General features: G+C 45.0%; 18 protein-coding genes, 3 pseudogenes and 1 CRISPR repeat array. Of the genes and pseudogenes, 11 read left to right on the top strand and 10 right to left on the bottom strand.

The annotated features are described in order from the left end of the window. Nucleotides 1-86: 86 nt before the first annotated feature. Nucleotides 87-290 carry a hypothetical protein gene (locus tag ACLGGO_RS07275; RefSeq protein WP_446337457.1) on the top strand — a complete coding sequence of 68 codons (204 nt, stop codon included), beginning with the start codon at nucleotides 87-89 and terminating at the stop codon, nucleotides 288-290. A 98-nt stretch (nucleotides 291-388) separates the two neighbouring features. After that, nucleotides 389-826, top strand: a complete 438-nt coding sequence (locus tag ACLGGO_RS07270; RefSeq protein WP_446418801.1) for a hypothetical protein — start codon at nucleotides 389-391, stop codon at nucleotides 824-826. A 209-nt stretch (nucleotides 827-1,035) separates the two neighbouring features. Here the strand turns inward: ACLGGO_RS07270 and ACLGGO_RS07265 are convergent, their stop codons facing one another. Next, the gene (locus tag ACLGGO_RS07265) at nucleotides 1,036-2,937 is read right to left on the bottom strand and encodes a ferredoxin--nitrite reductase (RefSeq protein WP_446337455.1); all 1,902 of its coding nucleotides are present in this window, start codon (nucleotides 2,935-2,937) and stop codon (nucleotides 1,036-1,038) included. A gap of 251 nt (nucleotides 2,938-3,188) precedes the next feature. Here ACLGGO_RS07265 and ACLGGO_RS07260 point away from each other — a divergent pair, with 251 nt between their 5' ends. Next, nucleotides 3,189-4,385: a HEAT repeat domain-containing protein gene (locus ACLGGO_RS07260; RefSeq protein ID WP_446418800.1), complete on the top strand. Its 1,197-nt coding sequence runs from the start codon at nucleotides 3,189-3,191 to the stop codon at nucleotides 4,383-4,385. A 225-nt stretch (nucleotides 4,386-4,610) separates the two neighbouring features. On the opposite strand, the gene ACLGGO_RS07255 is transcribed toward ACLGGO_RS07260, so the two are convergent. The 6 genes and pseudogenes from ACLGGO_RS07255 to ACLGGO_RS07230 all read right to left on the bottom strand — a co-directional run. Beyond that, nucleotides 4,611-5,054, bottom strand: a complete 444-nt coding sequence (locus ACLGGO_RS07255) for an HNH endonuclease (RefSeq protein ID WP_446354065.1) — start codon at nucleotides 5,052-5,054, stop codon at nucleotides 4,611-4,613. After that, on the bottom strand, nucleotides 4,973-5,293 hold the full coding sequence (locus tag ACLGGO_RS07250; RefSeq protein WP_446418799.1) for a hypothetical protein: 321 nt from the start codon (nucleotides 5,291-5,293) through the stop codon (nucleotides 4,973-4,975). Before ACLGGO_RS07250 ends, ACLGGO_RS07255 begins: the two co-directional genes overlap by 82 nt. A 66-nt stretch (nucleotides 5,294-5,359) precedes the next feature. Next, entirely contained in the window at nucleotides 5,360-6,157 is a 798-nt protein-coding gene (locus ACLGGO_RS07245) for a DUF4058 family protein (RefSeq protein ID WP_446337453.1), read from the bottom strand. A 622-nt stretch (nucleotides 6,158-6,779) separates the two neighbouring features. Further along, entirely contained in the window at nucleotides 6,780-7,613 is an 834-nt protein-coding gene (fdhD, locus tag ACLGGO_RS07240) for a formate dehydrogenase accessory sulfurtransferase FdhD (RefSeq protein ID WP_446418798.1), read from the bottom strand. Nucleotides 7,614-7,690: 77 nt separating this feature from the next. Next, nucleotides 7,691-9,097 (bottom strand): annotated as a pseudogene (locus tag ACLGGO_RS07235) (molybdopterin-dependent oxidoreductase); the annotation flags it as partial. Nucleotides 9,098-9,455: 358 nt separating this feature from the next. Continuing rightward, nucleotides 9,456-9,683 (bottom strand): annotated as a pseudogene (locus ACLGGO_RS07230) (FdhF/YdeP family oxidoreductase); the annotation flags it as partial. A gap of 97 nt (nucleotides 9,684-9,780) precedes the next feature. Between ACLGGO_RS07230 and ACLGGO_RS07225 the strand changes: the two are divergent. Next, nucleotides 9,781-10,506, top strand: coding sequence for a sulfite exporter TauE/SafE family protein (locus ACLGGO_RS07225; protein WP_446418797.1), 726 nt, complete (start codon nucleotides 9,781-9,783; stop codon nucleotides 10,504-10,506). Nucleotides 10,507-10,556: 50 nt separating this feature from the next. On the opposite strand, the gene pip is transcribed toward ACLGGO_RS07225, so the two are convergent. Then, entirely contained in the window at nucleotides 10,557-11,507 is a 951-nt protein-coding gene (pip, locus tag ACLGGO_RS07220) for a prolyl aminopeptidase (RefSeq protein WP_446418796.1), read from the bottom strand. A gap of 26 nt (nucleotides 11,508-11,533) precedes the next feature. Here pip and ACLGGO_RS07215 point away from each other — a divergent pair, with 26 nt between their 5' ends. Together ACLGGO_RS07215 and ACLGGO_RS07210 are read left to right on the top strand one after the other, a co-directional pair. Further along, nucleotides 11,534-12,430, top strand: a complete 897-nt coding sequence (locus ACLGGO_RS07215; protein WP_446418795.1) for a hypothetical protein — start codon at nucleotides 11,534-11,536, stop codon at nucleotides 12,428-12,430. A gap of 159 nt (nucleotides 12,431-12,589) precedes the next feature. Next, nucleotides 12,590-13,207 (top strand): DUF3859 domain-containing protein, encoded by a 618-nt coding sequence (locus tag ACLGGO_RS07210; protein ID WP_446418794.1) that lies wholly within the window; start codon nucleotides 12,590-12,592, stop codon nucleotides 13,205-13,207. Between the two features lie 6 nt (nucleotides 13,208-13,213). On the opposite strand, the gene ACLGGO_RS07205 is transcribed toward ACLGGO_RS07210, so the two are convergent. Further along, a complete protein-coding gene (locus tag ACLGGO_RS07205; protein WP_446418793.1) occupies nucleotides 13,214-14,056 on the bottom strand; it encodes a Uma2 family endonuclease in 843 nt (280 codons plus the stop codon). A gap of 381 nt (nucleotides 14,057-14,437) precedes the next feature. On the opposite strand from ACLGGO_RS07205, the gene ACLGGO_RS07200 reads away from it, so the two are divergent. From ACLGGO_RS07200 to ACLGGO_RS07185, 4 genes and pseudogenes are all read left to right on the top strand, one after another. Beyond that, entirely contained in the window at nucleotides 14,438-16,222 is a 1,785-nt protein-coding gene (locus ACLGGO_RS07200) for an asparagine synthetase B family protein (protein WP_446418792.1), read from the top strand. Between the two features lie 15 nt (nucleotides 16,223-16,237). Further along, nucleotides 16,238-16,399 (top strand): annotated as a pseudogene (locus tag ACLGGO_RS07195) (CRISPR-associated endonuclease Cas2); the annotation flags it as partial. Nucleotides 16,400-16,648: 249 nt separating this feature from the next. Further along, nucleotides 16,649-17,621: a CRISPR direct-repeat array (repeat unit 37 nt; unit sequence GTCAAAATCCTCTATAATCCCTATCAGGGATTGAAAC). A 66-nt stretch (nucleotides 17,622-17,687) separates the two neighbouring features. Further along, on the top strand, nucleotides 17,688-18,863 hold the full coding sequence (locus tag ACLGGO_RS07190; protein WP_446418791.1) for a diaminopimelate decarboxylase family protein: 1,176 nt from the start codon (nucleotides 17,688-17,690) through the stop codon (nucleotides 18,861-18,863). Nucleotides 18,864-19,053: 190 nt separating this feature from the next. Then, complete coding sequence (locus tag ACLGGO_RS07185) at nucleotides 19,054-20,328, top strand: MFS transporter permease (RefSeq protein WP_446418790.1); 1,275 nt, start codon at nucleotides 19,054-19,056, stop codon at nucleotides 20,326-20,328. 152 nt (nucleotides 20,329-20,480) lie between these two features. On the opposite strand, the gene ACLGGO_RS07180 is transcribed toward ACLGGO_RS07185, so the two are convergent. Next, nucleotides 20,481-22,199 (bottom strand): asparagine synthetase B family protein, encoded by a 1,719-nt coding sequence (locus tag ACLGGO_RS07180; RefSeq protein WP_446418789.1) that lies wholly within the window; start codon nucleotides 22,197-22,199, stop codon nucleotides 20,481-20,483. 131 nt (nucleotides 22,200-22,330) lie between these two features. Here ACLGGO_RS07180 and ACLGGO_RS07175 point away from each other — a divergent pair, with 131 nt between their 5' ends. Beyond that, complete coding sequence (locus ACLGGO_RS07175; protein WP_446337442.1) at nucleotides 22,331-23,689, top strand: TrpB-like pyridoxal phosphate-dependent enzyme; 1,359 nt, start codon at nucleotides 22,331-22,333, stop codon at nucleotides 23,687-23,689. Nucleotides 23,690-23,696: the final 7 nt, after the last annotated feature.

Genomic DNA, 23,696 nt, shown 5'->3' with positions numbered 1-23,696 from the left:
ATTAAATTTTATGTATTATTCGATACAGATTTTTATTTTGGTATATTCTGATACAAGAAGCCGATCGAGAATCAGACGGAACAGACATGAAAAGCCCAAAACCACAACCCCCTCCCACCAGCCTCTCGGCTAGTGAAATTTTTCGCTATCTGCAACCAGGAATGTGGCTGAGACTAGAGGAACTCCCCAATCCATTCGCCCACTATGAGGCGTTGATACTCTCCCAAGTCTCGGATCATGAATGGCTAACGTGGATTCCTGAACATGGAGAATATCTGTTAGTGCTGTAGCCACTTTTAGCGAAAGGACAACCTCCTATAGCTAAATTTTTCAGCCAATATTACCTCCCTAAAATACTCACATTTATCGAAAAATTGGAGTTTTGGCAATGATTAAGACGAAACTTTCTCCCTGCGAGAGTTTACTCTATCACTGGATTCTGTTTCATACTAAAACCAATCAGAAAGTCAATTTAAATTGGCATAACTTCCAAGCTTGGACGGCAGAATTCCTTGAACATTCGGTTAGCTTGAGCGAAGTTCACACCGCACTCACGGAGTTACAGAGACTAAAATTAATTACCGTCCAAGGAACCGAAGTTGCCCCAAACAACATCCCAGACATTCCACCCTTAGAACTTTCACCATTACCACAGAAATTACTAACCACCAATCGGAAGTTTAAGCTTTTTTCCTGGGGTTCTGTTATGTCCTTAATCTTTTTAGTAGTGTGGTTAGGTTCAGGAGCTATGTATTTAAAGTTGTACTCAGGAGACTCAAATCATTATACCAACCCCTATCAATTTTTGGGTGAAAAAATCAAATAATTTGATTTCCCAATTTAGTCAATAGGGGACGGAAAGGATGAAGGATGAAAGAGTTTGCCCGAATGTAGGGATCTTTTCACTATTATCTTTTTTGGCTTCACCCGAATTGCACTAAACCCGTCCCCGACTAAATGGGAGAATTATTTATTCGACAAACCAACGACAAATGACGTAGCTTGTTTCTCGCTCCCTTGAGTATGACAAATGCCTTAAGCATCAATAACCACTTGTCCTTCAGGCAAAGCACAACAGGTCAAAACCATTCCCTCCTCTAAATCTGCCACTGCATCATAATTTTCCTCATACTTCACTCGACCTTTCAGTAACTTTTTAGCACAAGTTCCGCAAGTGCCAGCACGACAACTACTTTCGATTTCAATACCTTGGCTTTCAGCCGTATTCAGGATAAATTCCTGGGAATTACAGTCAACCTGCTTCCAAGAGCCCGCGAAAAATATTTTTGTTTGGGCTTGATCTCCGTTCGTTTCCGTCTCAGGTGAAGGTTGAGTCTTCTGCGGAACAGTCTCCTGGATTTCTGGTTCTGGTTCGAGAACTACTCCATCCTTAAGTTTAGCCTCAAAGTTTTCAATTAATAGATTCCGGAGAATCGGTTTTAGGTCATCGCAAGCAATTCCTTTTTCCAATAAGTCTCCTAATTTCGCATCTTTGCCCACTTTTCCCCCGGTATAAAGATTCACCCCTTCGACAGGTTTGCCATCTTTACGAGCTTTCGTACCCATTAACCCAATATCGGCAACCTGAGGTTGTCCGCACGAGTTTGGACATCCTGTCCAGTGTATACGAACTCTTTGGGGAATATCTAATTCTTGATCCAGTTCTTGCGCCAGTTTTAATGCCCGTTGTTTGGTTTCAATGATGGCAAAATTACAATAGCGATTCCCGGTACAAGACACCAATGAGCGGGTGAGAGTCGAAGGATTAATTGGAAACTGCTGTAGTAACGGTTCACTCAGAAATGCTTCGAGTTTTTCATTAGCAATGTAGGGAATAATTAAATTTTGTTCAACCGTTAAGCGAATTTCGCCATTCCCATAAACATCAGCTAATCGGGCTAAATCAAACATGGTGTCGGCTGACAAGCGCCCCACTGGAACCAGTAAGCCAACATAGCTGTAGCCTGGTTGTTTTTGGGGATAAACCCCAATGTAATCCTTTTTCTCTTGAGTAATCTCATTTTCAGGTGCAGCAGGGAGAAGTTCTTTGCCATAAGTTTTTTCGACTTCTGCCCGGAATTGCTCAACTCCCCATTTATCAATTAACCACATCATCCGGGCTTTTTGGCGGTTTTTTCGTAATCCTTCTTTTAATCCATTCTTGGTATAAACGGTAAGAATCGCACCACTCAAGTTAATCACATCTTCTTCATTTACCGGAACCCACGCATTTAAGGGAATCGCTTCGACACAACGCTGGGCTGATAAATAACCGCCGACTAAAACATTAAATCCTAATTCTCCATCTCGATAGGCAGGGATAAAGGCAATGTCATTAATTTCAGCGTGAATGGAGTTATCCCGTCCTCCTTCAATGGCAATATTGAATTTACGAGGAAGATTAGTAAATGCATAATTTCCTTCCCCGTTATTGGTAATCATGTCCTGCAATTTTTGCAGCATATCACGGGTGTCAACTAACTCGTCAGCATCAATTCCGGCGACGGGTGATCCGGTTAAATTCCGCACATTATCCATTCCCGACTGCATACTCGTCAGATTAACGGATTGCAGTTGACGGAAAATTTCCGGAATATCTTCTAAACGAACCCCTCGCAGTTGAATATTTTGCCGAGTGGTAATATCAGCACTACCATCATCACCATAACGCTGCACAATATTGGCGAGAACCCGCATTTTCTCACTGTCAAGAGAACCATTCGGTATGCGTAAGCGCAACATGAATTTGCCGGGAGTCACTGGGCGGAAAAAGACACCTAACCACTTGAGGCGGAGTTCTAAGTCGGTTTTATCAATGTTTTCCCAGCCAACTTGGATTAAGCTTTCGAGTTCCTGTTTAATGTCTAGCCCATCTTTCTCGGCTTTGGCTTGTTCCACTTTGTTTATTTTTATGGATACGTCTGTTGTTGTAGTCATAGAGCTATTGTGATGAATTTTTACGGTTTTCGGTTGTCTAAAATTTACCCTCTTAATTTCAGTAAGGTAAGCAAGGTTAAGGTGGTAAATTGTATATTTGGCTACGCTTTTGATTTGAATTTGAAAAAACTGCATAATTTAAATGCAATTTGTGAATATAATCTGTATAAATCACCGATTTCATGAAACGATAAGAGTGAGGCTGACGTGGCATACCATTCAGTCTGGGTCACGATGTAATTGATCAAACAATGGAAAAACTTCTTAAACAAGCCACAGTTGCAACAGAGCAAGGGGATTGGTTTTCAGTCACTCAATGTTTGCAGCAATTACCGTTGCATGAGTGTAGCTATAATAGTTCCAACCCAGAAACAAAGGAATTGCCCCTAGGATTGGCAATGGCGTTAACGGTTCTGGAACAGGGAGATTTTCAGGCGCGTTGGGATATTGCCAAGGTTTTGCCACAATGGGGAGAAGGAATTGTGGCGCCGTTGGTGCAAATTCTGGAAGATGAGGAGAAAGATTTAGAGCAACGGTGGTTTGTGGGGCGGATTTTGGGCGGATTTAATACGCCTGACGTGATTCGGACATTGGTGAAATTACTGGATCACAGTGCAGATGAAGAGTTAAGTGCGATCGCAGCTAGTGCGTTAGCCGCTATCGGACAACCTGCGGTTGAGGCGTTGACTGATTTGCTGGTACAACCGGAATCCCGTCTTTTTGCCACTCGCGCCTTAGCTCAAATGCGTTGTCTAGAGGTGATTGATCCCTTATTAAGCGTCGTCCATGATCCAGATGTTCAGGTGCGCCTCACCGCCATTGCCGCCCTCAGCAGTTTCCATGACGATCGCATTGTACCCGTTTTCCAAGTCGCGTTAAAAGATTATGCCGCCTCTGTGCGTAAGGAAGCGGTGATGGGTTTAGGCTTAAGCGCCTCCTGTGAAACAGAGTTAGAGATGGTAACGCATCTGCAACCCCTACTGTATGATGTGAACTTAGAAGTCTGTGAGCAAGCCGCGATCGCGATTGGTAGAATCGGTACAGATAAAGCAGCCGAGGCGTTATTTCCGGTTGTGCGATCGCCTTTGACTCCCCTTCCCCTGCAAATGACTGTCATTCAGGTATTGGCGCGGATAGAAACGGCGACGACATTGGAGTATTTACAGCAAGCATTACCCGCCATAGCCGAAGACTCCATCTTAGAAATTGTGCGCGTTTTTGGGCGGATTGAAACCCCAAATCTGAAATACCAAGCCGCTAAAATTTTGCTGGATTTCTTCGAGTCTGGACATCCTAGTCTTGAGACGACGGTGATTAAACAGGCGTTAGCCTACAGTTGGGGACAATTAGGAGTCGCTGATGCGATGAAAGCTTTAACCCAACTCCAGAATGATCCTCAATTGAGTGTCAAATTACACGCTAATGCGGCAATCAAACAACTACAGTAAAGGTTTCCAAATCTTCCATCCAAAGTAGTATGATCGCCATCTAATCCTCCTCGGCTCTTCTCTTCTCATCCTCTGTCCTATGATGAAGGGCGGGTTTTGTTGAAAGGTTATCGATAAGTACCAAAATTAAACGGCTAAACCCGCCCCTACAATTAGACCCTTTGACTACGCTCAGAGCCTGCTTTGTAGAGGCGTTGGGTTTCATTCTTCGACCCAACCTATTAGCTAGAGTCGCGGATCAGACTCCGGTGGATGCCAACCTGCTATAACCCACAATCGACGGGCAATTTGAATCGAAGGTTCATCACGGCGTTCATCATTGATGTCGAGGCGGTTACAAGTCGCCCTACCCGTAGACGTTGTGCCTAAAACTTTTATGCCTTCTTTTGTCCAGATAAAATGGTTTGACCACTGTTGTTGACGAGGGTTAAATAGGGGAATTTCTACTTGCGTTTGGGGGTCAAGACCCGATGTAAAGTTATAATGACGCTCATTACAACGATGACAAGCTAAGGCAAGGTTATCCCGGTGGTTTGAACCTCCCAGAGACTGGGGCATAATATGGTCAATCGTGAAACGGTCTGGACTCAGATATTCGGGGGAGTGACAGTATTCACAAAGGTATCTCGCTCGTTGTCGTACAAGTTTTCGGGTTGGGTTGGACACCATTTACTTTTAGTCGCAAGTTGAGCATTAATTAGGGTAAAGATTCGCTGGAGTTCCGATATTCCTGCATATTCCGCTTCTTCTGTAGGGGTTAGTTGATTCGTTTTTCGTTTCTCTAATAGTTCTTCAAAGCGAGATTGTAGCTCATCATTGAACCGAAAGAGATAAATATTACCGAATTCGCTCATTTTAATGCCGGAGGACATTAAGGCGGAGGGTTGAATCATGAGTTGAGGTGTCATTGGGCTACCACGATTATCAATTGCTCTTTATCCTACTATTTTAGATGGGTCACGCTAGGAGAATAGCTACAGTAATCCCTGTTCAACTAGCCACGTATTCAGCCAAACCGCTACCTCAGAAGAAACAGCAGGAGTGATTGACTGACGATAATCAATGCGGAAGTGATACCCTGCACGCTGATAAACGCCATCGAGAATAAGTTTTAAATCAAGGATGGGACTTTTATCTTCCCCCTGCAACGGTAACTCGACTTTAGGAATCGCATCTGGTAAATTAAAGGCATAAAGCTGGGCATGAGGTCTTAACTCGCTGCGACTAATCAAAATCCGATAGTCTGTTAACTCAGCTACCCCTTGCATCGGCATAGCTTTTCCACCGCGAAGTAAATCAATTTCTACAAAGTGGGTGGAACGGGTTAAAATTTGCTGGCGTTTGCGTAGATACGCCTCCCTCCCCTCACCTGCTCGTTTATTCTTAGGTGAAAGGAGTTCAATCGTGGTGACAACTTTTCCCGTTTTAGTGTCTCGAATCTCTAAATAGCGTTCTTCTACCTCTTCCGCCAAAGGAATCGTTACGGTTTGCGGTTGATCAGGCTTCGATAAGGTAGCGGTAGCCCTGTTGCGCGTGGCTAATTCTGGAGACGCCTCTACCCCTGAATAGACAACGGAAACATCGGGAATGCCAATCAGGATATTATCCTCAGGAGTGCTACTATAGACACGCTTTTCAATGGCTACATAATAGTTAGGAAGTAACGCGGGTGCAATCTCATCCGCGATCGCGACAATTAGACGGCTATGCACCTCAGACCATAATTCTGGATTTTCCAGATGGGGATTCATGCCAGGAAACGGAGATGTCATATCGCTAATTGTTGCCGGGTGAGTAGCTATAACCTAATTATTTGTAGACTGACTACTATAGTATCATCAAAAACTGAAACGCCAGATGGCAATGGCACGCTGCTTCTGGTGGGCAATGCCCACCCTACGGTATATCAAGCTACGAATCGGCGAAGACAGCGCAACTACGAACTGGACGGTAATCATTAGTAAATTAGTCGTTAAAACCGAATTGGCAGTGCTTTTGGTTTGCCTACTATGGGAATCAAGGGATAGATGGTAATGCTTCATCACTTCCCTAAACAACCTATTCTAGGAGAGATAAAACTATGGCACTCGTTTATTGGAATCCTCGGCGTGAAACTGCATCCCTACAACGGCAAATCACTCTGATTAACCGCCCGACACCTGACGCCCGGAGTTCAAACTCCGGGCTAAAAGCTTAAGTCAGCTAAAGCTGACTGGATTGAGTGATACCCAATCCGGGTTAGCCACCCCGGTTATAAACCAGTCCGCGAAGGCGGACTTTGTTTGTGTAGCAGCGATTTTAATCGCCGTGGCAAAAGGGGGTTATAAAGGCTTAAAAGAGTTTTATTCTCAAGTCTACCCAAAATTTGATTGTACATCTTTGGGGCTAACCGGTTTACTTCTCCTCAAGATGTATCCGTTCCTTTCCTGTATAAATATTAAACCGTTTCCCGCGCAAGAATCCAATTAAGGTGATGCCAAACTCCCTGGCTAACGCAACGGCTAAACTGCTGGGTGCAGATACCGCACAAATAATAGGGACACCTGCGGTTAAACATTTCTGTACGATCTCAAAGCTAGAACGTCCACTCACCAGAACAATTTGGTGGGTTAAAGGCAATTGATCACTCAAGAAAGCGGAACCCATTAATTTATCTAAAGCGTTGTGACGTCCAACATCTTCTCGTACTGAAAGTAACTTTCCTTGAGTGTCGAATAAGGCGGCGGCGTGTAATCCTCCGGTACTTGAGAAAATACGCTGGGCGGTGTGTAATTGTTCGGGTAGGTTATAAATTACATCTGGACTAACTTCTAATCCTTTGGGGATAACTGGACATCCTCGTAACTGTAAGGCTTCTAGACTGGCTTTCCCACAAACGCCACAGGCGCTGGTAGTAAAAAAGTGACGTTCTAAGGGTTGCAAATTAACCGATAATCCTGGCTTAAGTTCTACGTTAACAATGTTGTAACGTTGTTCACCATCGATATCAGGATCGACACAATAACTGATCTGCTGAATATCATCGCGATCGCGAACTATCCCTTCAGCGTACAGGAAACCCGCCGCTAGTTCAAAATCAGCCCCCGGAGTTCGCATCGTAACCGCTACCGTTTGCTGGGGAGAGGTGAGACGAATTTCCAGGGGTTCTTCCGTCGCTACCTGATCCTGGCGCGATCGCACGTTACCATTGTCTATAACCCAAACCCTGGTTTTCGTTTTACTTCCCATCGACAAAAGGAGTTAAAGGAATATGCACCACACAGGCACAGAGGACACAGAGGATTTTTCTGTTCGTGGTTTGTGTTTTAACTTGAATAGCTTTCTAACCATACCAGGGCATTATAATCAGGGATGGCGACTTCACGCGATCGCTTATTCCTGTCTAAGAGTATATTCCCTTCGGGCCAATGCACTTGCAGGTTCCCCGGTTTGATGGGTGCCGTATACACTCGTCCCTTAAATTCCCCAACCTCATTCTTGAGAATCACGGTATCGCCATCTTTTAATCCTAATCCTACAGCATCCACTGGACTGATCAACACCGCCTCACGTACTGCACCGGTAATCGCATCTTTCTTTTCCTGCACCATACTATTAAACTGCTTCCCGCGCCGGGTGGCGACTAAGAAACACCCCTCTGGTAAATCCCGTTGGGGTGGGGATAAAGGAGTAAACCGCGCCTTCCCATCTGGTGTGGGGAAATTCCAGCCAAAACAAAGATGAGAACCCCCATATTGAAACTGATCTCCCGCTTCTTTAAGATGTTGAATCCCAGCATATTGGGGAATTATTTGGGCAATTTCTTGGCGAATCGCGGATGTTCCGTCGAAGTTTAAGGGCGTCTTATCATCGTTTTCTCCGGCTAAATCGGGACGTAATCTCCTGGCTAATTCCATGAAAACCTCCCATTCTGGACGCGCTTCGCCAATGCGAGATCCCTGAATTTCGGGACTAAAAATCACTCGTCTTTCTGTCGTTGTTTCTGTTACTCCTCCTGGCACTTCGTAGCGAGTGGTAGCTGGGAGTAAAATTACCGTATCCGCCGGATCAACTAACATTTGGCTGGAACAAATAATATCCTGATGCACCCGTAGGGGGACTCGCTTTAATGCCGTTTCCACATAGTCGGGTTCGGGTAGAACTTCCAGGAAATTTCCCCCCACCGAAAACAGGACATCCAACTCTCCCCCATAGGCTGCTTGAATCATTTCCGCTGCGGTTAATCCTGGGGATGTTGGCACCTCAAATCCCCATTTTTCACTCAACTGTGCTGCATTTTCTGATGTAATCGGCTTCCCTCCAGGGAGTACCGTGGCGTAGCATCCCATCTCTGCCCCCCCTTGTACCCCAGAATGTCCGCGAATCGGCATTAAGCCACAGCCTTCTCTGCCGACAAAGCCTTTAGTTAGTGCTAGATTAATAATGGCTCGCACGTTATCTTCGCCACATTCATGCTGGGTAATCCCCATACTCCAGACAAAGACAGCCTTATTCGCCTCAGCCACCATCTGGGCAAAGGCATACATCTGATCACGAGATGCCCCAGATAGCCGTTCGAGTTCCTCCCAGGATTGGCACTCTAGGGTGGCTTTTAAGTCTTCAAAGTTGCCTGTATAGGTGTTGATAAACGAGTTATCGACCCAATCATTGGCGATTAAATGTTTCAGTGTGCCATTGATGAACGCCATATCCCCGCCCATATTTACCGAAAAATTGGGTCTAAAGCCTCGTTCTTCTAGGACGACTTTGTGTTAAAATTAACGCCAGAGGAAAGGGTGTTTAACCTCTATAAAAACCCAGAGCCGAGAGGCATCGCACCTTGAAAACTAGGCTTAGAGGGTTCTGTACAGGAATGCTTGTACAGGTAAAAAGTCTAAGCACCAAGTACCAGAAAACACATTTTTTCTTGTTTTCAATAGTACGGTAGGGCATATCGTAACTAGCTTCTGCAATGGAGCAAAACGCTTCTCTTAGAGATGCTCCTCTGGTATGAAATAGGACCCCTGTTTCATAGTAAGAGCGCTCGATGAAAGAAGCGCTACTCATGCCTTTAGGCTGAGGAGTGTCAAAGACATGAATGCCTTCTAATGTCCAGTCTTTCATGCCCGTGGTACCTAAAGCACAACCGTCGCAAACCCCTTGGTTAAGGATGTCCCAGGCGTAGGGAAGTTGATCCCGGTTTAAGAAGATGGCGCGAAATACTTCCCAGTAATTATTCGGGTATTGTTCGCCGATACCGAATGGTTTCCAGGTTGCCCAGTATTCAGGAGTCCAGCGCTTTTTAGGTTGAGGTAACATAATTGGAAGTGGTGCTAATGCAAGGGATTCTTTAAGGCTATCATTGCCCTAATCTAACAAGATGGTATTGTTATTCCTATCATGAGTTGGCGATTAAATGTTAAGCTTATTATTATTTTTAGCCCTGGGTTTTGTGGGCAGTGGTCATTGCGTGGGCATGTGTGGTCCTTTTGTTATGGGCTATACTCGACCGCAGTCTAATCCCTGGTATTCTCATGTTTTGTATGGGCTAGGGCGTTCGACAACCTATGCCGTTCTGGGATTTCTTGCCAGTAGCTTTGGTCAAATTATACAGGGTTTACTGGGATTACGAGCCAGTATTTTAATTGTGGCGGGGCTAATTATGGTTTATTTAGCCTTGGGACAGTTACATTTATTACCAGTGCAACTCCCGCCTGTGCAAAATTGGCGTTGGTATCAAAAGAGTATGGGGCGGTTATTTGCTAGTACGAGTTGGTATCGCACCTATCCCTTGGGTCTATTGTTGGGGTATATTCCTTGTGGATTAACTGCGATCGCACTGAGTCTGGCTATCACTCAACCTATTCCTGTCGCCACCCTGGGTATGTTTCTGTTTGGCTTAGGCACAATGCCCGCTATGGTAGGATTTGGGCTATTAATTCAGCGGCTGAAGGTTCCCAAACTGCAACGGTATATGGCAGGGGCGATGGCTGTATTGGGAGTACTAACGATTTGGATGGGTATTCATCGTTTAGGTTGGCTTCCTGCACCGCCTCAGAGTGCATTACTGATGCGATTACATCCGACTTCCATTCCGATGGAGGATTCGGAGATGCCCCAAATGCACCATCATCATTATTGACATCCTCACCACGCCGTAGTAGGGGTTTGGTTACCAAACCCCTACTGTCGCTATTCCAAACTGGCAAACTTATCTGTCGCTTCAATTAACGCACGACGAATCCCCGGTTCGGTTATCGCATGACCCGAATCTGGAACCACAATAAACTCAGCTTCCGACCAAACCTGATGCAACTCCCACGCCGATATCATGGGACAAACCACATCATATCGTCCCTGAACAATCACCCCAGGAATATGACGAATCCGGTCAATATTTCGCAGCAACTGATCCTCTGATTCAAAAAAGCCTTTATTAATAAAATAATGACACTCGATTCTGGCAAACGCCTCGGCAAAATTACTCTCACCAAACCTTTGCATCAAGTCGGGGTCTTGAATCAGTTTACTGGTACTCGCCTCCCAAATTGACCAAGCCTTCGCTGCGGCTTGACGAATGTGGGGATCAGGACTGGTTAAACGCTGATAATAGGCTGAAATAAAATCATCCCGTTCCGCCTCTGGAATGGCTTTAATGTAATGTTCCCAAGCATCTGGAAAAATATAGCTAGCCCCTTGCTGATAAAACCAACGCAGTTCCTTTTGTCGTAGCATAAAGATTCCCCGCAGAATCAATCCTTGACAAGGTTCTGGATGGGTTTGGCTGTAAGCGAGGGACAGGGTACTCCCCCAACTTCCGCCAAATACAACCCATTTTTCAATCCCCAAATGTAGCCGCAGTTTCTCAATATCGCTGACTAAATCCCAGGTGGTATTCTCTTGGAGTTGAGCATGAGGTGTACTTTTGCCACTCCCACGTTGGTCAAATAAGACAATTCGCCATTGATTCGGGTTAAAATATTGGCGGTAAAAGGGTTGGCTACCTCCCCCAGGTCCACCGTGTAACACGAGGACCGGTTTACCTTCCGGATTCCCTGACTCCTCATAGGAAATCCTGTGTAGGTTACTTACCTGTAACATTCCTTGGTTATAAGGTTTGATGGGGGGATAGAGTTCGCGCATAGTTTTCGATTACAGTAACAAAGGCGGTGGCGCTATTATCGCCGACGACGGATGGTGGTGCGATCGCGTATAATTTTTTCCTAGTTTTTACTATGGCAAATTCTAGGCAATTGACAACAAAGATAGACGCGAAAGCGGGTCAGGTGTATATCCCAGACTCTCATCCTGACAACCGAAACCCCTACTGGCGGCGTATCCACGGGATTCAGTGGCTGGTGATTCTCACGGTTGTGGGGTTGGGTATGTTTGGCTGTAAGTCCTCTAAACCCACTCAAGACGCCCAGAGTTCCTCACCCCCCGCATCAGAAACACCCGCAGATTTTTCCTTTCCCGTGATTACCCCGAATGTCTCACCCCTTCCCACAGAAACACCGACGCCCTCACCTCTCCCCACGCCCGCGATTTCACCCACGCCACCAGAGATAGTGGTTTTACCGACTCCTGAACAAGTCCCCAATAATACACCATCTGTCCCCCCTCAGATACCCTCGCCCACTCCAGAAATTTCTAAAGCTGTCCCACCCCCTTTACCCAAACCACCCGGCGTTGATACCCCTAAGCCGACGATGAAAGGTTTACCCGATGGCAATTATTTTTATGGCGAATCAGCGGAATTTGACCGTCCGGGTAGTCGGTATTTAGTGTTTATCAAAACTGATGATAGGCTGATTGGACAGGAGTATTTTTGGCAAACTGAGCAGAGTCGTTGTTTTAAAGGGATAGCTAATGAAAATATAGTCAAAAATGTGAAAACTGCTTATCGAGAACTTTCTCGCGAGGCGGAAGAGGTACAATGGTCATTTGAAGATATGAACCCGATAAAGCTGAGTGAACTTCAGCCGATTGGCTGGGAGAAAGCGCCTGATTTTGCTAAGAGTAATTTACAAGAGTGCGTGAAAATTTTTAGTGTTTTTACTGAGTAACTGAATCTCAAGAAAGCAATACCTTGAGACAGACCTCACCCTCACCCTCCCCTAATCAAGGAAAGGGAACTTTTAGTCGCGCTGACCTTGACGGAATATAGGTTTTATGGTATAGAGAAAGTAGGTAGTCTCAAGCTTCTGGTTTAGAAGTAATTAATTGTGACTAATGAACGACTTACTCAAGATCAGTTAACCCAACTCGTCGCTGAGGTGGATCAATTAGCTAGACGCCACGAGGCTGAAATTGACCGCCAAGAAGTTCAGCAGATTTTGCAGGAATTAAATTTACCACCAGAGTTGCTGGATGAAGCGCTGTTACAGTTACGCCGTCGTCAAGCGTTAGCCGTTCAACAAAAACGGAATCGCTGGATTGGGATAGGAGTGGGGGTGGCGATAGTGGGTGCGATCGCAGCCTCCACAGTATTCATTGTAAATCGCCAACGTGCGATCGCGGCAGTGTCTGTCTCTCAAAGTTGCATTACCCCGAATCAGCAGACGTGTGAACCCATATCGGATTTTAATCGCCAACAGATAGTCTACCGCGTTACCTTACAAGACGCACCTGTGGGACAAAAGCTTTCCTTACAGTGTGATTGGATTGACCCCAATGGTCAAATCGCCCATCAGAATCGCTATCAAACCCAGAAAATTGACCGAGAGGTTTGGCATACCTATTGTCGTCACACCTTGGGTTCTACTGCAACCATGGGGGATTGGCAAGTGCAGATGAGAGTAGGCGATCGCGCACTCGACCAAAAATCATTTACAGTTAAATAATCGGAACTATTCGCTATTTTCCAAATCATCGGGCTCAATACCTAACTCTCGTAATCGTGCGGCTAATTCTTGAACCCGTCGTTTAGCCGTTTCAGCTTCCTGTTTCGCCATTTCTGTTTCTTGTCTGGCGGCTTCCGTTTCTTGTCTGGCGGCTTCCGTTTCTTGTCTCGCCACCTCCGTTTCTTCAGTGGGTAAAGGAATCCAAGTTCCCTCCAGTGTCATCCACCGTAGCCACAGTCGGTTAAACCCGCGAAAATTACCTTGCCATACGCCTAAACTTAATCCCAACTCCGGTATCGGTAAACAGCCTTGAGTCAAATCTACGGATTCGTAATGACCTCCAACTAGATGAAAGGCAAGCCATTCATTAGTATAGCGACTAAAAATAACATAGTAAGGAATCCGCAGAATCTCTTCATAAACTCGCCATTTTGTCGGCGGGTGTCTTAATTCGCTTTCCCTTTGACCCAAATCTTCATCTTCCGTACCTGGAGACAATAACTCCACCACGATAAAGGGATTCACCCGTTCTTGCCAACACACATAACTCAAACGCATATCGCGTTCCTGATAAAGCCTTGGTACACCGACAACTCCGAACCAATCAGGACGTTTATACCAGTTGGGATGAGTAGGGTCATAATAGAGATTCAAATCACAAGCACTGAACACTCTATTGGGATACCAATTTGGCGGTAAAAATGTCAAATATAGTAATAAGGGTTGCAAAAAATGGAACTCATCAGGCAAACCAGGTTCCTCCTGATTTTCGCTAGGTAAATCATACATCGTTGGCAGGGTTTGCCAAGGGGGAAGTGGGGGTTCTGTTTGGCGGGGTAATTGAGTCATTTGATGATTAGAGTTATTGATAAAATCTATTCGACTATTTTAACGGTTCGTAGTAATGGATGCGAGCCTATCATCGTGTTGGGTTGCCTACATCCGACAAAACAACAACTATAGATGTGACCATTGAATCGGGCGCACGCCACTGTGGTAAAAGGGCGCACGCCACTGTGGTAAAAGGGCGCACGTCACTGTGGTAAAAGGGCGCACGCCACTGTGGTAAAAGGGCGCACGCCACTGTGGTAAAAGGGCGCACGCCATGCGCCCCTACAGTTTCTGGATGGAATTCTAATTCATCTTGCTTAGGTGTGCCACACCACTACGATATATTAAAGTGCGTATTTCAGTGCTATTGTACTTAAATTAATTCAAGATTCAATTATTATGAGTAATCCCTATCAATTTATCGGATATTGGGGTATAGATTCACCCGATCAACTCGAAGCGGCGTTAACCAATATACTCGTCGCTGCGACAGGTTTAAAAACATTAATACAAGTAAAAAAATCCATCAATAAACTGTCTGAAAATTATGCTTTAAATGGGCGGGTTGCTTATATTGGCAGTAATCCTCCTCCTTCCTTAGCTAATAAAGACGGTATCATCGCCGCGTTATCCGCCTCTGGTTTTTACGACTCAGCCGATGCTTGGGTGAAGGTGGAAAATAATCATCTAACTTTAGGGCGTGAACCCTTTGGACGAGTTCCTCTCTATTGGACAAAACAGGAAAAGGTTATCTGGTTTGCGTCTAAGTTACAGCTATTATTACCTCTGCTTAAAACACCAGAGGTGAGTAGTCATGGGTTGTATGGTTATAGCTGTTTTTCCTATGTTCCCACACCATTGACCCCAGTAGCTAATATTTTTTCCGTAGCTGCTGGAACCGTAGAAACCTGGCAAGTTACATCTGAACACGACTTAACTCATACCACTCATCGTTATTATCAATGGCAATCCGCCTCTGTACTGATTCAAGATGAAGATGAAGCCGTATCTCAACTGCAAATCCGGTTAAAAAATGCCGTTCATCGACAACTGGAAAATTTACCCCGTGAACCCGTTGGCGTTTTTCTCTCTGGCGGGTTAGATTCATCTACAATAGCGGCATTATTAGTGCAAGCGGGAGTAAAGGTTAAAGCCTATACCTTAGATTTTGGGTTAGCGGGTGTCTCAGAAGTACCCTATGCGGAACAGGTGGCTGACTATCTGCATATTCCCCTAGTTAAAGTTGATGCAACACCTCGTCGAATCAAGCAAGCGATTCAAGCGACAGCCACGGCGTTAGATTTGCCCTTTGGTGATGGTGTAACGGTTCCGTTATATTTATTGTGTCAAGCGGCGAGTCAAGAGACAAAAGTGATTTTTAATGGGGAAGGCGGCGACCAACTTTTTGCGGGATGGACAAATAAACCGCTAATTGCGGCTGGTGTTTATAATCAAGAACATCCGGGCGGAAATACAGGATTTACCCAACAGTATTTACGAACCTTTCACCGTCTCTGGGGATATGAGGAGCGGGTATTTCAGAATCAGATAAACCAGGAGTTATCGATACAACCGGAACAATGGTTAGCAGAGGCTTTAGAGTCCAAGTTTACCACGACTCTTTTAGATCGATTGCGTCGGGCGACGTTAATGTTAAAAGGCGCACAAAATATCCACCCACGGGCGACTAACTTAGCATTCTCTCATGGATTGTGGGTGCGATCGCCCTTTTGTGACATTCCGTTATCGGAGTGGACATTTCAGGTACCGGGGGAGTTCTACCTGCGGGGTGCTTGTGAAAAATATATCCTCAAACGTGCGGTGGAATCTTGGTTACCGCCAGAGGTGGTATGGCGGGAAAAACGGGGGATGGGAGTGCCATTAACGGCGTGGTGTTTAAATGAGTTATGGTCTGAGGTAGGGTATTGGTTAAATTCGGGTATTTTAGCAGCCGAAGGACGATGGCAACCGCAATTACCCCTGCAACTGATTAAAGGAGAATTTAGCGCCTATTTGCGAGGGCGACGAGTGGGTGAGATTCTTTGGTTACTGATAATGTGGCAAGTTTGGCGCAGGAGGGTGTTAAATGAAACAGTATCTGGGTATTCTGGGTTACATCCCTTTTGGTTACCCTCTCGGTTTTGGCGATGGTATTGGAAATTAAGAGCAGTGGATGTAGTATAGTGTGTTGGACGCTGTTTGACAGATATCCAGTCTGCCAAGTTGCGATCGCATCTGGATAAGCTGATTAAGCCAGACCAGGATAAGATTGGCTTCTACTTCCTCTGTGGCTGTTGTCAAGGGAAGGTTGAACGCATCGGCGGGGAACCGCTTCGGGATAATTCGATTTTCTTGGCTTGAATCCGAGAAGGGGTAGGTGTTTTCAACGGCTAGGGTGATTAATAGGCTGTATCCCTTATGGGTTCTGGGTTTGAGGACACCACCCAAAAATTAGGGTCTCGGAAATCTTGAAACGCTTACTGGGAGTGGGTTTTGGAGTTTTTTTTGAAGATGTCTCTTGTCTGTCGAAGTCTGAAATGGTATATTAGATGCAGTCTCTCGGAATTGAACCTTGAAAACTACATACAGTAAGCGTTTCAGAGGTCGGCGGTCAAAATCCTCTATAATCCCTATCAGGGATTGAAACGTATCCTAGATAAGGTCTCCCATCAATCTCAAAAGTCAAAATCCTCTATAATCCCTATCAGGGATTGAAACCGCGCAAGAATAAGGCGCCCTCGAACGTCGTAAAGGTCAAAATCCTCTATAATCCCTATCAGGGATTGAAACGAGTATAAATGGTGAAGCACTCAAAATGGCTAAAGGTCAAAATCCTCTATAATCCCTATCAGGGATTGAAACTTTTTAATGACTCGGAACATCTCCCACCAAAGCTGGTCAAAATCCTCTATAATCCCTATCAGGGATTGAAACATTGCTGCTTTAATTGAAGCTAAAAAACAGTTTAGCAAGTCAAAATCCTCTATAATCCCTATCAGGGATTGAAACGTTAGTTGCATTTGCCTTAGATATAATCCACGAGGTCAAAATCCTCTATAATCCCTATCAGGGATTGAAACTGGCGATCACTGGGCATGAAGGAGGTGACCTCCTGCGTCAAAATCCTCTATAATCCCTATCAGGGATTGAAACTATAAATCCCAAGAGGAGTGGGAATCAGAAATACGTCAAAATCCTCTATAATCCCTATCAGGGATTGAAACTAGTTTTTGGGCATAATCCATAAGTGCTGCGGCAAACTGTCAAAATCCTCTATAATCCCTATCAGGGATTGAAACTTATCGCAAGAACGGGGAATAACCAACGGCATAAGTCAAAATCCTCTATAATCCCTATCAGGGATTGAAACTGAACGAATAAGACTCGCCGAGCTGGGGCGGTGACGTCAAAATCCTCTTGAATCCCTATCAGGGATTGAAACGCTAATATTTCAACCTGAGAACCACGATAATAGGGTCAAAATCCTCTATAATCCCTATCAGGGATTGAAACACCAAAGTAACGCCCAGTAACCACACCAATCGCGTCAAAATCCTCTTGAATCCCTATCAGGGATTGAAACAAAACGTTGTAGGGGCTTGGTTACCAAGCCCCTACGCTGGGAATTTCTTAAAAACGACGAATGCCCATGACAAATGACCAAGAATTACTGGATATCTACGGTTCACCCCTGTATGTTTATCAAGGCGATCGCATACGGGATACAATTCGTTATATCTCTTACTCTGTCCCCTATCCGCGCACTCGGTTCCAGTTTGCGAGTGTGACGAATGGTAATATCGCCTTACTGCAAATCTTCCAGCAGCAGGGGTGGGGACTTCATGCAAACACCCCTGGAGATATCTATTTAGGATTAAAGGCGGGATTCGCCCCAGATAACATTGTTTATAGTGGCAGTAATTTGAATTATCTGGAAATGGAGCAAGTTCTCCACTGGGGAATTACTACCTTAAATTTAGATAGTGTCTCCCAATTGGATTTATGCTGTCAAGTCTATCACACCTTAACCCCCAAGTTACCCCAATTAAACTTAGGATTACGCTTAAATGTACCGGAATTAACCGGAGATAGCCGGATTGGAGTTCAACCCGAAGAATTCCCCGAAGCGCTGAAAATTACCCAATCGGCGGGATTACAACTCAATGGTATCCATTTCTATCGCGGAACCGGGACAAATGCGACCAAAGCCTTTACTCAAGTGATTGATTCCTTATGTGAGATTGGTCAACAATTACCCGATTGGGACTATTTAGACTTTGGCGGTGGATTTGGCTATCCCTATCAGGGGAATGGCGTCGCCTTTGATTGGCAAGGATTTGGTCAGGCGATAACTCAGAAGCTAGAGACAGTAGGCAGAACTATAGACTTAATTATAGAACCTGGACGAGCCGCGATCGCAGGATGTGCTTCCTTGTTGGCAAAAGTCGTTTCAGTTAAGTGGCAAAACGGCAAACAAATTCTCGGTGTCGATACCACCGTGGCGAATTTATCGGTTCCTTCGGTACATGGTGGCTATCGAAAAATTGTCAGTTTCACTGATAACCAGCAAGAATATTATCCTACAGATGTGTGTGGGAATACAACCTATTCACGGGATTACTTGGGGCGCAATTGTCAACTCCCCGCGTTAAAGATTGGAGATGTTATCGCGATTCTCGATAGCGGCGCTTACGGATATGCGATGTCGTCTCATTTCTTACACCGTCCGCGTCCGGCTGAGGTTTTAGTCGAACAGGGAACTCACCGATTGATTAGAAAGCGGGAAGATTATAGTATTTTATTAAATAATCAGGTATTTGCTTAATTTCACAGGTGCGTAGGGGCGAACTGACGTGCGCCCTTTACCTAATGTACACCTTAGTAAACCTCAAAATTATATTTTTTTAACGCAGAGGTACGCAGAGGTTGACGCAGAGGTACGCAGAGGAATGGAGAGTATGTGAGTGAATTGTTTAGCAAATTACCGAAATAATTTTAAATAAAAATCGCTGATCATGAAATGTATTCAATGTCAAACTGACAATAATCTCAAAGACCGCACCGCCAATCAAGGGCGATGTAAAAACTGCAGACATCCTTTTGTCTTTGAACCCACGACGATGGGTCAGCCAAAATTCACTGATCCATTTTTTGCTAAAGCTATCTCTGATTTATCAGTCAACGGGAGTCTATACTTTACCCCTCAACAATTATACTACCTCATCGACAAGCGATTAAAACGCAAAATCAACAATGTTGCTCTGCAAATCTTTGCCTTAGTTCTGAGTGTTATTATTCCTTACATCGGAATCCCGCTCTTAATTTTTGCCTGTTACCGAATCAGTAACTCTGCCCATACGCCCGGAAGAGTACGCAATCGCAATGCTAGATATTTAGAACTTATTGGTGGATTTCTGCTTGGCTTTGGTGTATTTTCCTTGTTTGGCTCTACCCTAGATAGTAGTGGAGAAAGCTGGCTGATTTTTTTTCAATTCGCGATAACTATTATTGTCGGTATGTTATCTTTGTATTTAGGAATTCGTCAGTTGCGTCGCCAAAGCACATTAGTCCAAACCTTTTCGATGACACTGCATAAATTCCAAGGTTGGTTAGAACGTTGGCAACAAATTAATGGCACAGTTGAGCCACTTTTACCCTCTCCAAATCAGGAACGTTTACCCACATCGGTTAATCCGGATATCACCGTCTATAGTTTTGACCGAGTTGTCATTTGTGATAGTGCTACTATTGCTCAACTGCTGATTGCTAATAATTTTCACTTTGAAAATAACTGTGCGGTGCTAAGTATTACGGGGTATCCTCAAGGCATTTTTTCAACGGTATTAGAGATGCTGCGACGCAATCCCGAATTAAAGGTTTACGCCCTTCACAATGCTAGTCCCCACGGTGTCACTTTGATTCATAACTTGCGAACGAGTTCTTACTGGTTTGCTGAGAGTACCGTCACTATTTATGATTTAGGATTACTTCCGCGTCATGTCTTAAATAGTCGCAATCTTTTTATTGAATCTTCCCCAGAATCAGCAGAACAGGCGAGACAATTAGGGTTAGAGATACGGCGAGAGTTATCGGCTGAGGAACTAGCATGGTTAGAATCCGGTAATTTTGTCGAGTTGGAATCATTTACACCGCAACGGCTATTACAGATAGTAACTCAAGGAATTAATCGGAGTCAAATTAGCACAGGGGGGAGAGATTCAGTATTTATAGACGTTGAAAGTGATAGTAGTAGTGATGTTTATTTGGTTTCCTCCGACAGTTTTGGTTAAAAAGTATAATCAAAGCTCCCACTTTAAAGGTAAATTTTAGGTATTAGGTTTTGGTTTTTGCCTCCTCAACCCTTAACTCCCTCTGCGCCCCTCTGCGTAAACCTCTGCGTCCTCTGCGTTAAAAAATATAATTTCGATGTCACCCATTTAAATCAACAATTAAGCCAATATTCCAAACTCACCAATAACCAAAGTTTCACCCCATAACGGTTCCAGGTATCCCCACGATACTCAATCCAATCGCGAATGATTGCCTGATTTAAATAAGGCGCGATCGCAGATTTTTTAGACAACAATAATGCCTTGGTTTGTCGTTGCCAATAGTGACGAAACCAAAACTGCACCGGCACCATCATCCCGCTTTTGGGACGCTGAATAATTGCCTCTGGTAAGATATCCGCAACGGCTTGCTTGAGGACGGCTTTCTCCTGATTTCCCGCCAGCTTATATTCCGGCGGAGTTTCCATTGCCATCTGCACAATTCGCTGGTCAAATAAGGGAGAACGCCCTTCTAATCCAGCAGCACGAGTCAGATTATTCACCTTGGTTAAAATATGATCCGCGCCTTTAAATTTAATATTGAGTCCCATTAATCGATTCAGATATTGCGCCGATGAAAATAAGTCCGCCTCAAAGACAGATGGCGTGGTTTTAACCGAATCCCATATCTCTGGATTCAATAACCTCGGCAAATCAGCAGCGCATTTTTTAAAAGAGTTGAGATAAGCAGAAACTAAATTAGGGTTATTATCTGGAGAACCGTATAACTGGTTAAGCAACATCGGCTGATTTTTCGGACCACCAAAACAGGGATCTCCCCCTTCGCCATTGAGAATAATCGTAACCGCTTCTTTCGCTAGTTGCGCTAATAAATAATTGGGAACCGTTAACGGATCACCAATCGGATCATCCAACTGTGCCATAGTTATCGGTAATTGACCCCACATTTGTTCTGGAGTAATTTCTAAGATGTGGTGCTGGGTGTGGCAATGTTGGGCAACTAAATCGGAGAATTCTAATTCATTGGGACAATCTGCGCCAAAATGAATCGAGTAGGTATGAACTGGATGGGGATGAAATTTAGCCGTGAGTGCAGTGATGCAACTCGAATCCAATCCCCCCGATAAATAAACCCCCACAGGTTCAGTATTGGGTAAGTATTCCTGAACCACCTGATCGAGGCGCGATCGCAACTGTTGAGCGTGCCATGCTAAACTGTGCTGAGGATGGGTAATTTCCTCTTGAGGTTGCCAGTAAGGTTCTGGCTGTCCATCGGGTAACTGTAACACCGTACCTGGGCGCAATTCCCGCACCTGTTGCCAAAGTGTGCGTTCTCCGGGGACAAATGCACAACCTAAATAATCCCGCAACGCCACTAAATCCAAGTCGGCTGAATGGTGGGGGCGCAGGGTTCTCAACCGAGGCGCAATCCAGCAAGAGGAACCCACAGTCGTATAATATAACGTCCTACCGCCGACGCGATCGCGCACCAACCACAACCTCTGACTCGGCTGATGCCAAATCGCTAGCCCAAATACCCCTTCCAGGTAATCTAAACAATCCTGTCCCCAACGTTCCCACAGTAGCGCCACCAATGCTTGATCTGTTCCCCGCCAATCCCTAGGTGCAATTCCTACTTGTTGCAACAATCTGACAGAATTACTTAACCAGATATCCCCAACTACCCCATAGTCTCCTTGAGGACTAAAAGCGGGTTGAATCTGACTTACCGCTAACTGGTTGGGAATCAAGAATGTACAATCTGGCGGTTCAGCGCGAAATTGCCCCCAGGCTAACAACCAAACCGGGTGAACCGAGGGAATGGACTCGTCAACTTGTTGCTCATTTAATCCCGAAAATAGCCATCTCATACAATATCCGATTGAATCCTTACTGTTCCCTGTTCCATTCCTCCCTCAATCCTAGTTTCACATCCTAATTGAAAATGCTATATAAGATAAATCTCAGCCATTACGACTTGCCTAAACCCTAATCTCCTAATATGCAGATTAAATATACCCTGTCCGAAAGCCAAATGCCCAAAGCTTGGTACAACATCCAAGCGGATTTACCCACACCCTTACCAGGAGTTCTCAATCCCGTCACCGGTCAACCGATTACGCCGGCTGACTTGGAACCGCTGTTCCCGATGGCATTAATTGAACAAGAAATCAGCACCGAACCGGAAATAGAAATTCCTGAGCCTGTACAATCAATTTATCGTCAATGGCGTCCCACTCCGCTTTATCGTGCCAGACGCTTAGAGAAACACCTGGATACACCTGCCAAAATCTACTATAAATATGAAGGCGTTAGTCCAGCCGGAAGTCATAAACCTAACACCGCCGTTGCCCAAGCCTACTATAACAAAGAGGCTGGAATTAAATGTTTAACCACAGAAACCGGGGCGGGACAATGGGGTTCAGCCTTAGCCTTTGCTGGGGCGCTGTTTGACTTAGAGGTTGTGGTTTATATGGTGAAAGTCAGCGCCCAACAAAAGCCCTATCGACGCGCTTTAATGGAAGCTTATGGTGCCAAAGTCATCCCAAGTCCCAGCAATGAAACCCAAGCTGGACGCTCGATTCTGGCAGATAATCCCCATAGTACAGGCAGTTTAGGGATTGCGATCGGTGAAGCGGTGGAGGTAGCGTTAGGGAATAAAAACACTAACTATGCCTTAGGTAGCGTTCTAAATCACGTTCTTTTACATCAAACGGTGATTGGGTTAGAGGCACAAACCCAATTAGAAATGGCAGGGGATTATCCGGATATTATTGTCGCTTGTACAGGTGGGGGGAGCAACTTTGCTGGAATTGCCTTTCCTTTTCTGGGTGACAAGTTACGGGGTAAGCAAGAAACGACTCGATTTGTCGCCGTAGAACCCACCGCTTGTCCAACCTTAACCAAAGGAAAATACGCCTATGATTTTGGCGATACGGCTCATCTAACCCCCTTGGTTAAAATGCACACATTAGGCAGTTCGTTTGTGCCGCCAGGGATTCACGCAGGTGGATTACGCTATCACGGAATGAGTCCTCTAATCAGTCATTTAGTTGAATTAGGGTTAATTGAACCTCGTGCCTATCCCCAATTAAATTGTTTTGCAGCGGGGGTCATGTTTGCCCGTGCTGAAGGGATTTTACCCGCACCGGAAGCCAACCACGCGGTTAAAGGGGCAATTGACGAAGCCTTACGCTGTAAGGAAGAAGGGATTAGCCGCACGATTTTATTTAATTTATGTGGTCACGGTCATTTTGACATGCAATCTTACATTGATTATCACGCGGGACGATTATGTGATAGCGAGTATAGTGACCAGGAAATTGCCATGGCTTTAGCTGGTTTGCCGATTGTTTCATAGGATTTGT

Origin of the sequence: Coleofasciculus sp., from assembly GCF_046565525.1 — a bacterium.
Classification (GTDB): domain Bacteria; phylum Cyanobacteriota; class Cyanobacteriia; order Cyanobacteriales; family Coleofasciculaceae; genus Coleofasciculus.
This window is presented reverse-complemented; position numbering and strand designations above follow the sequence as displayed.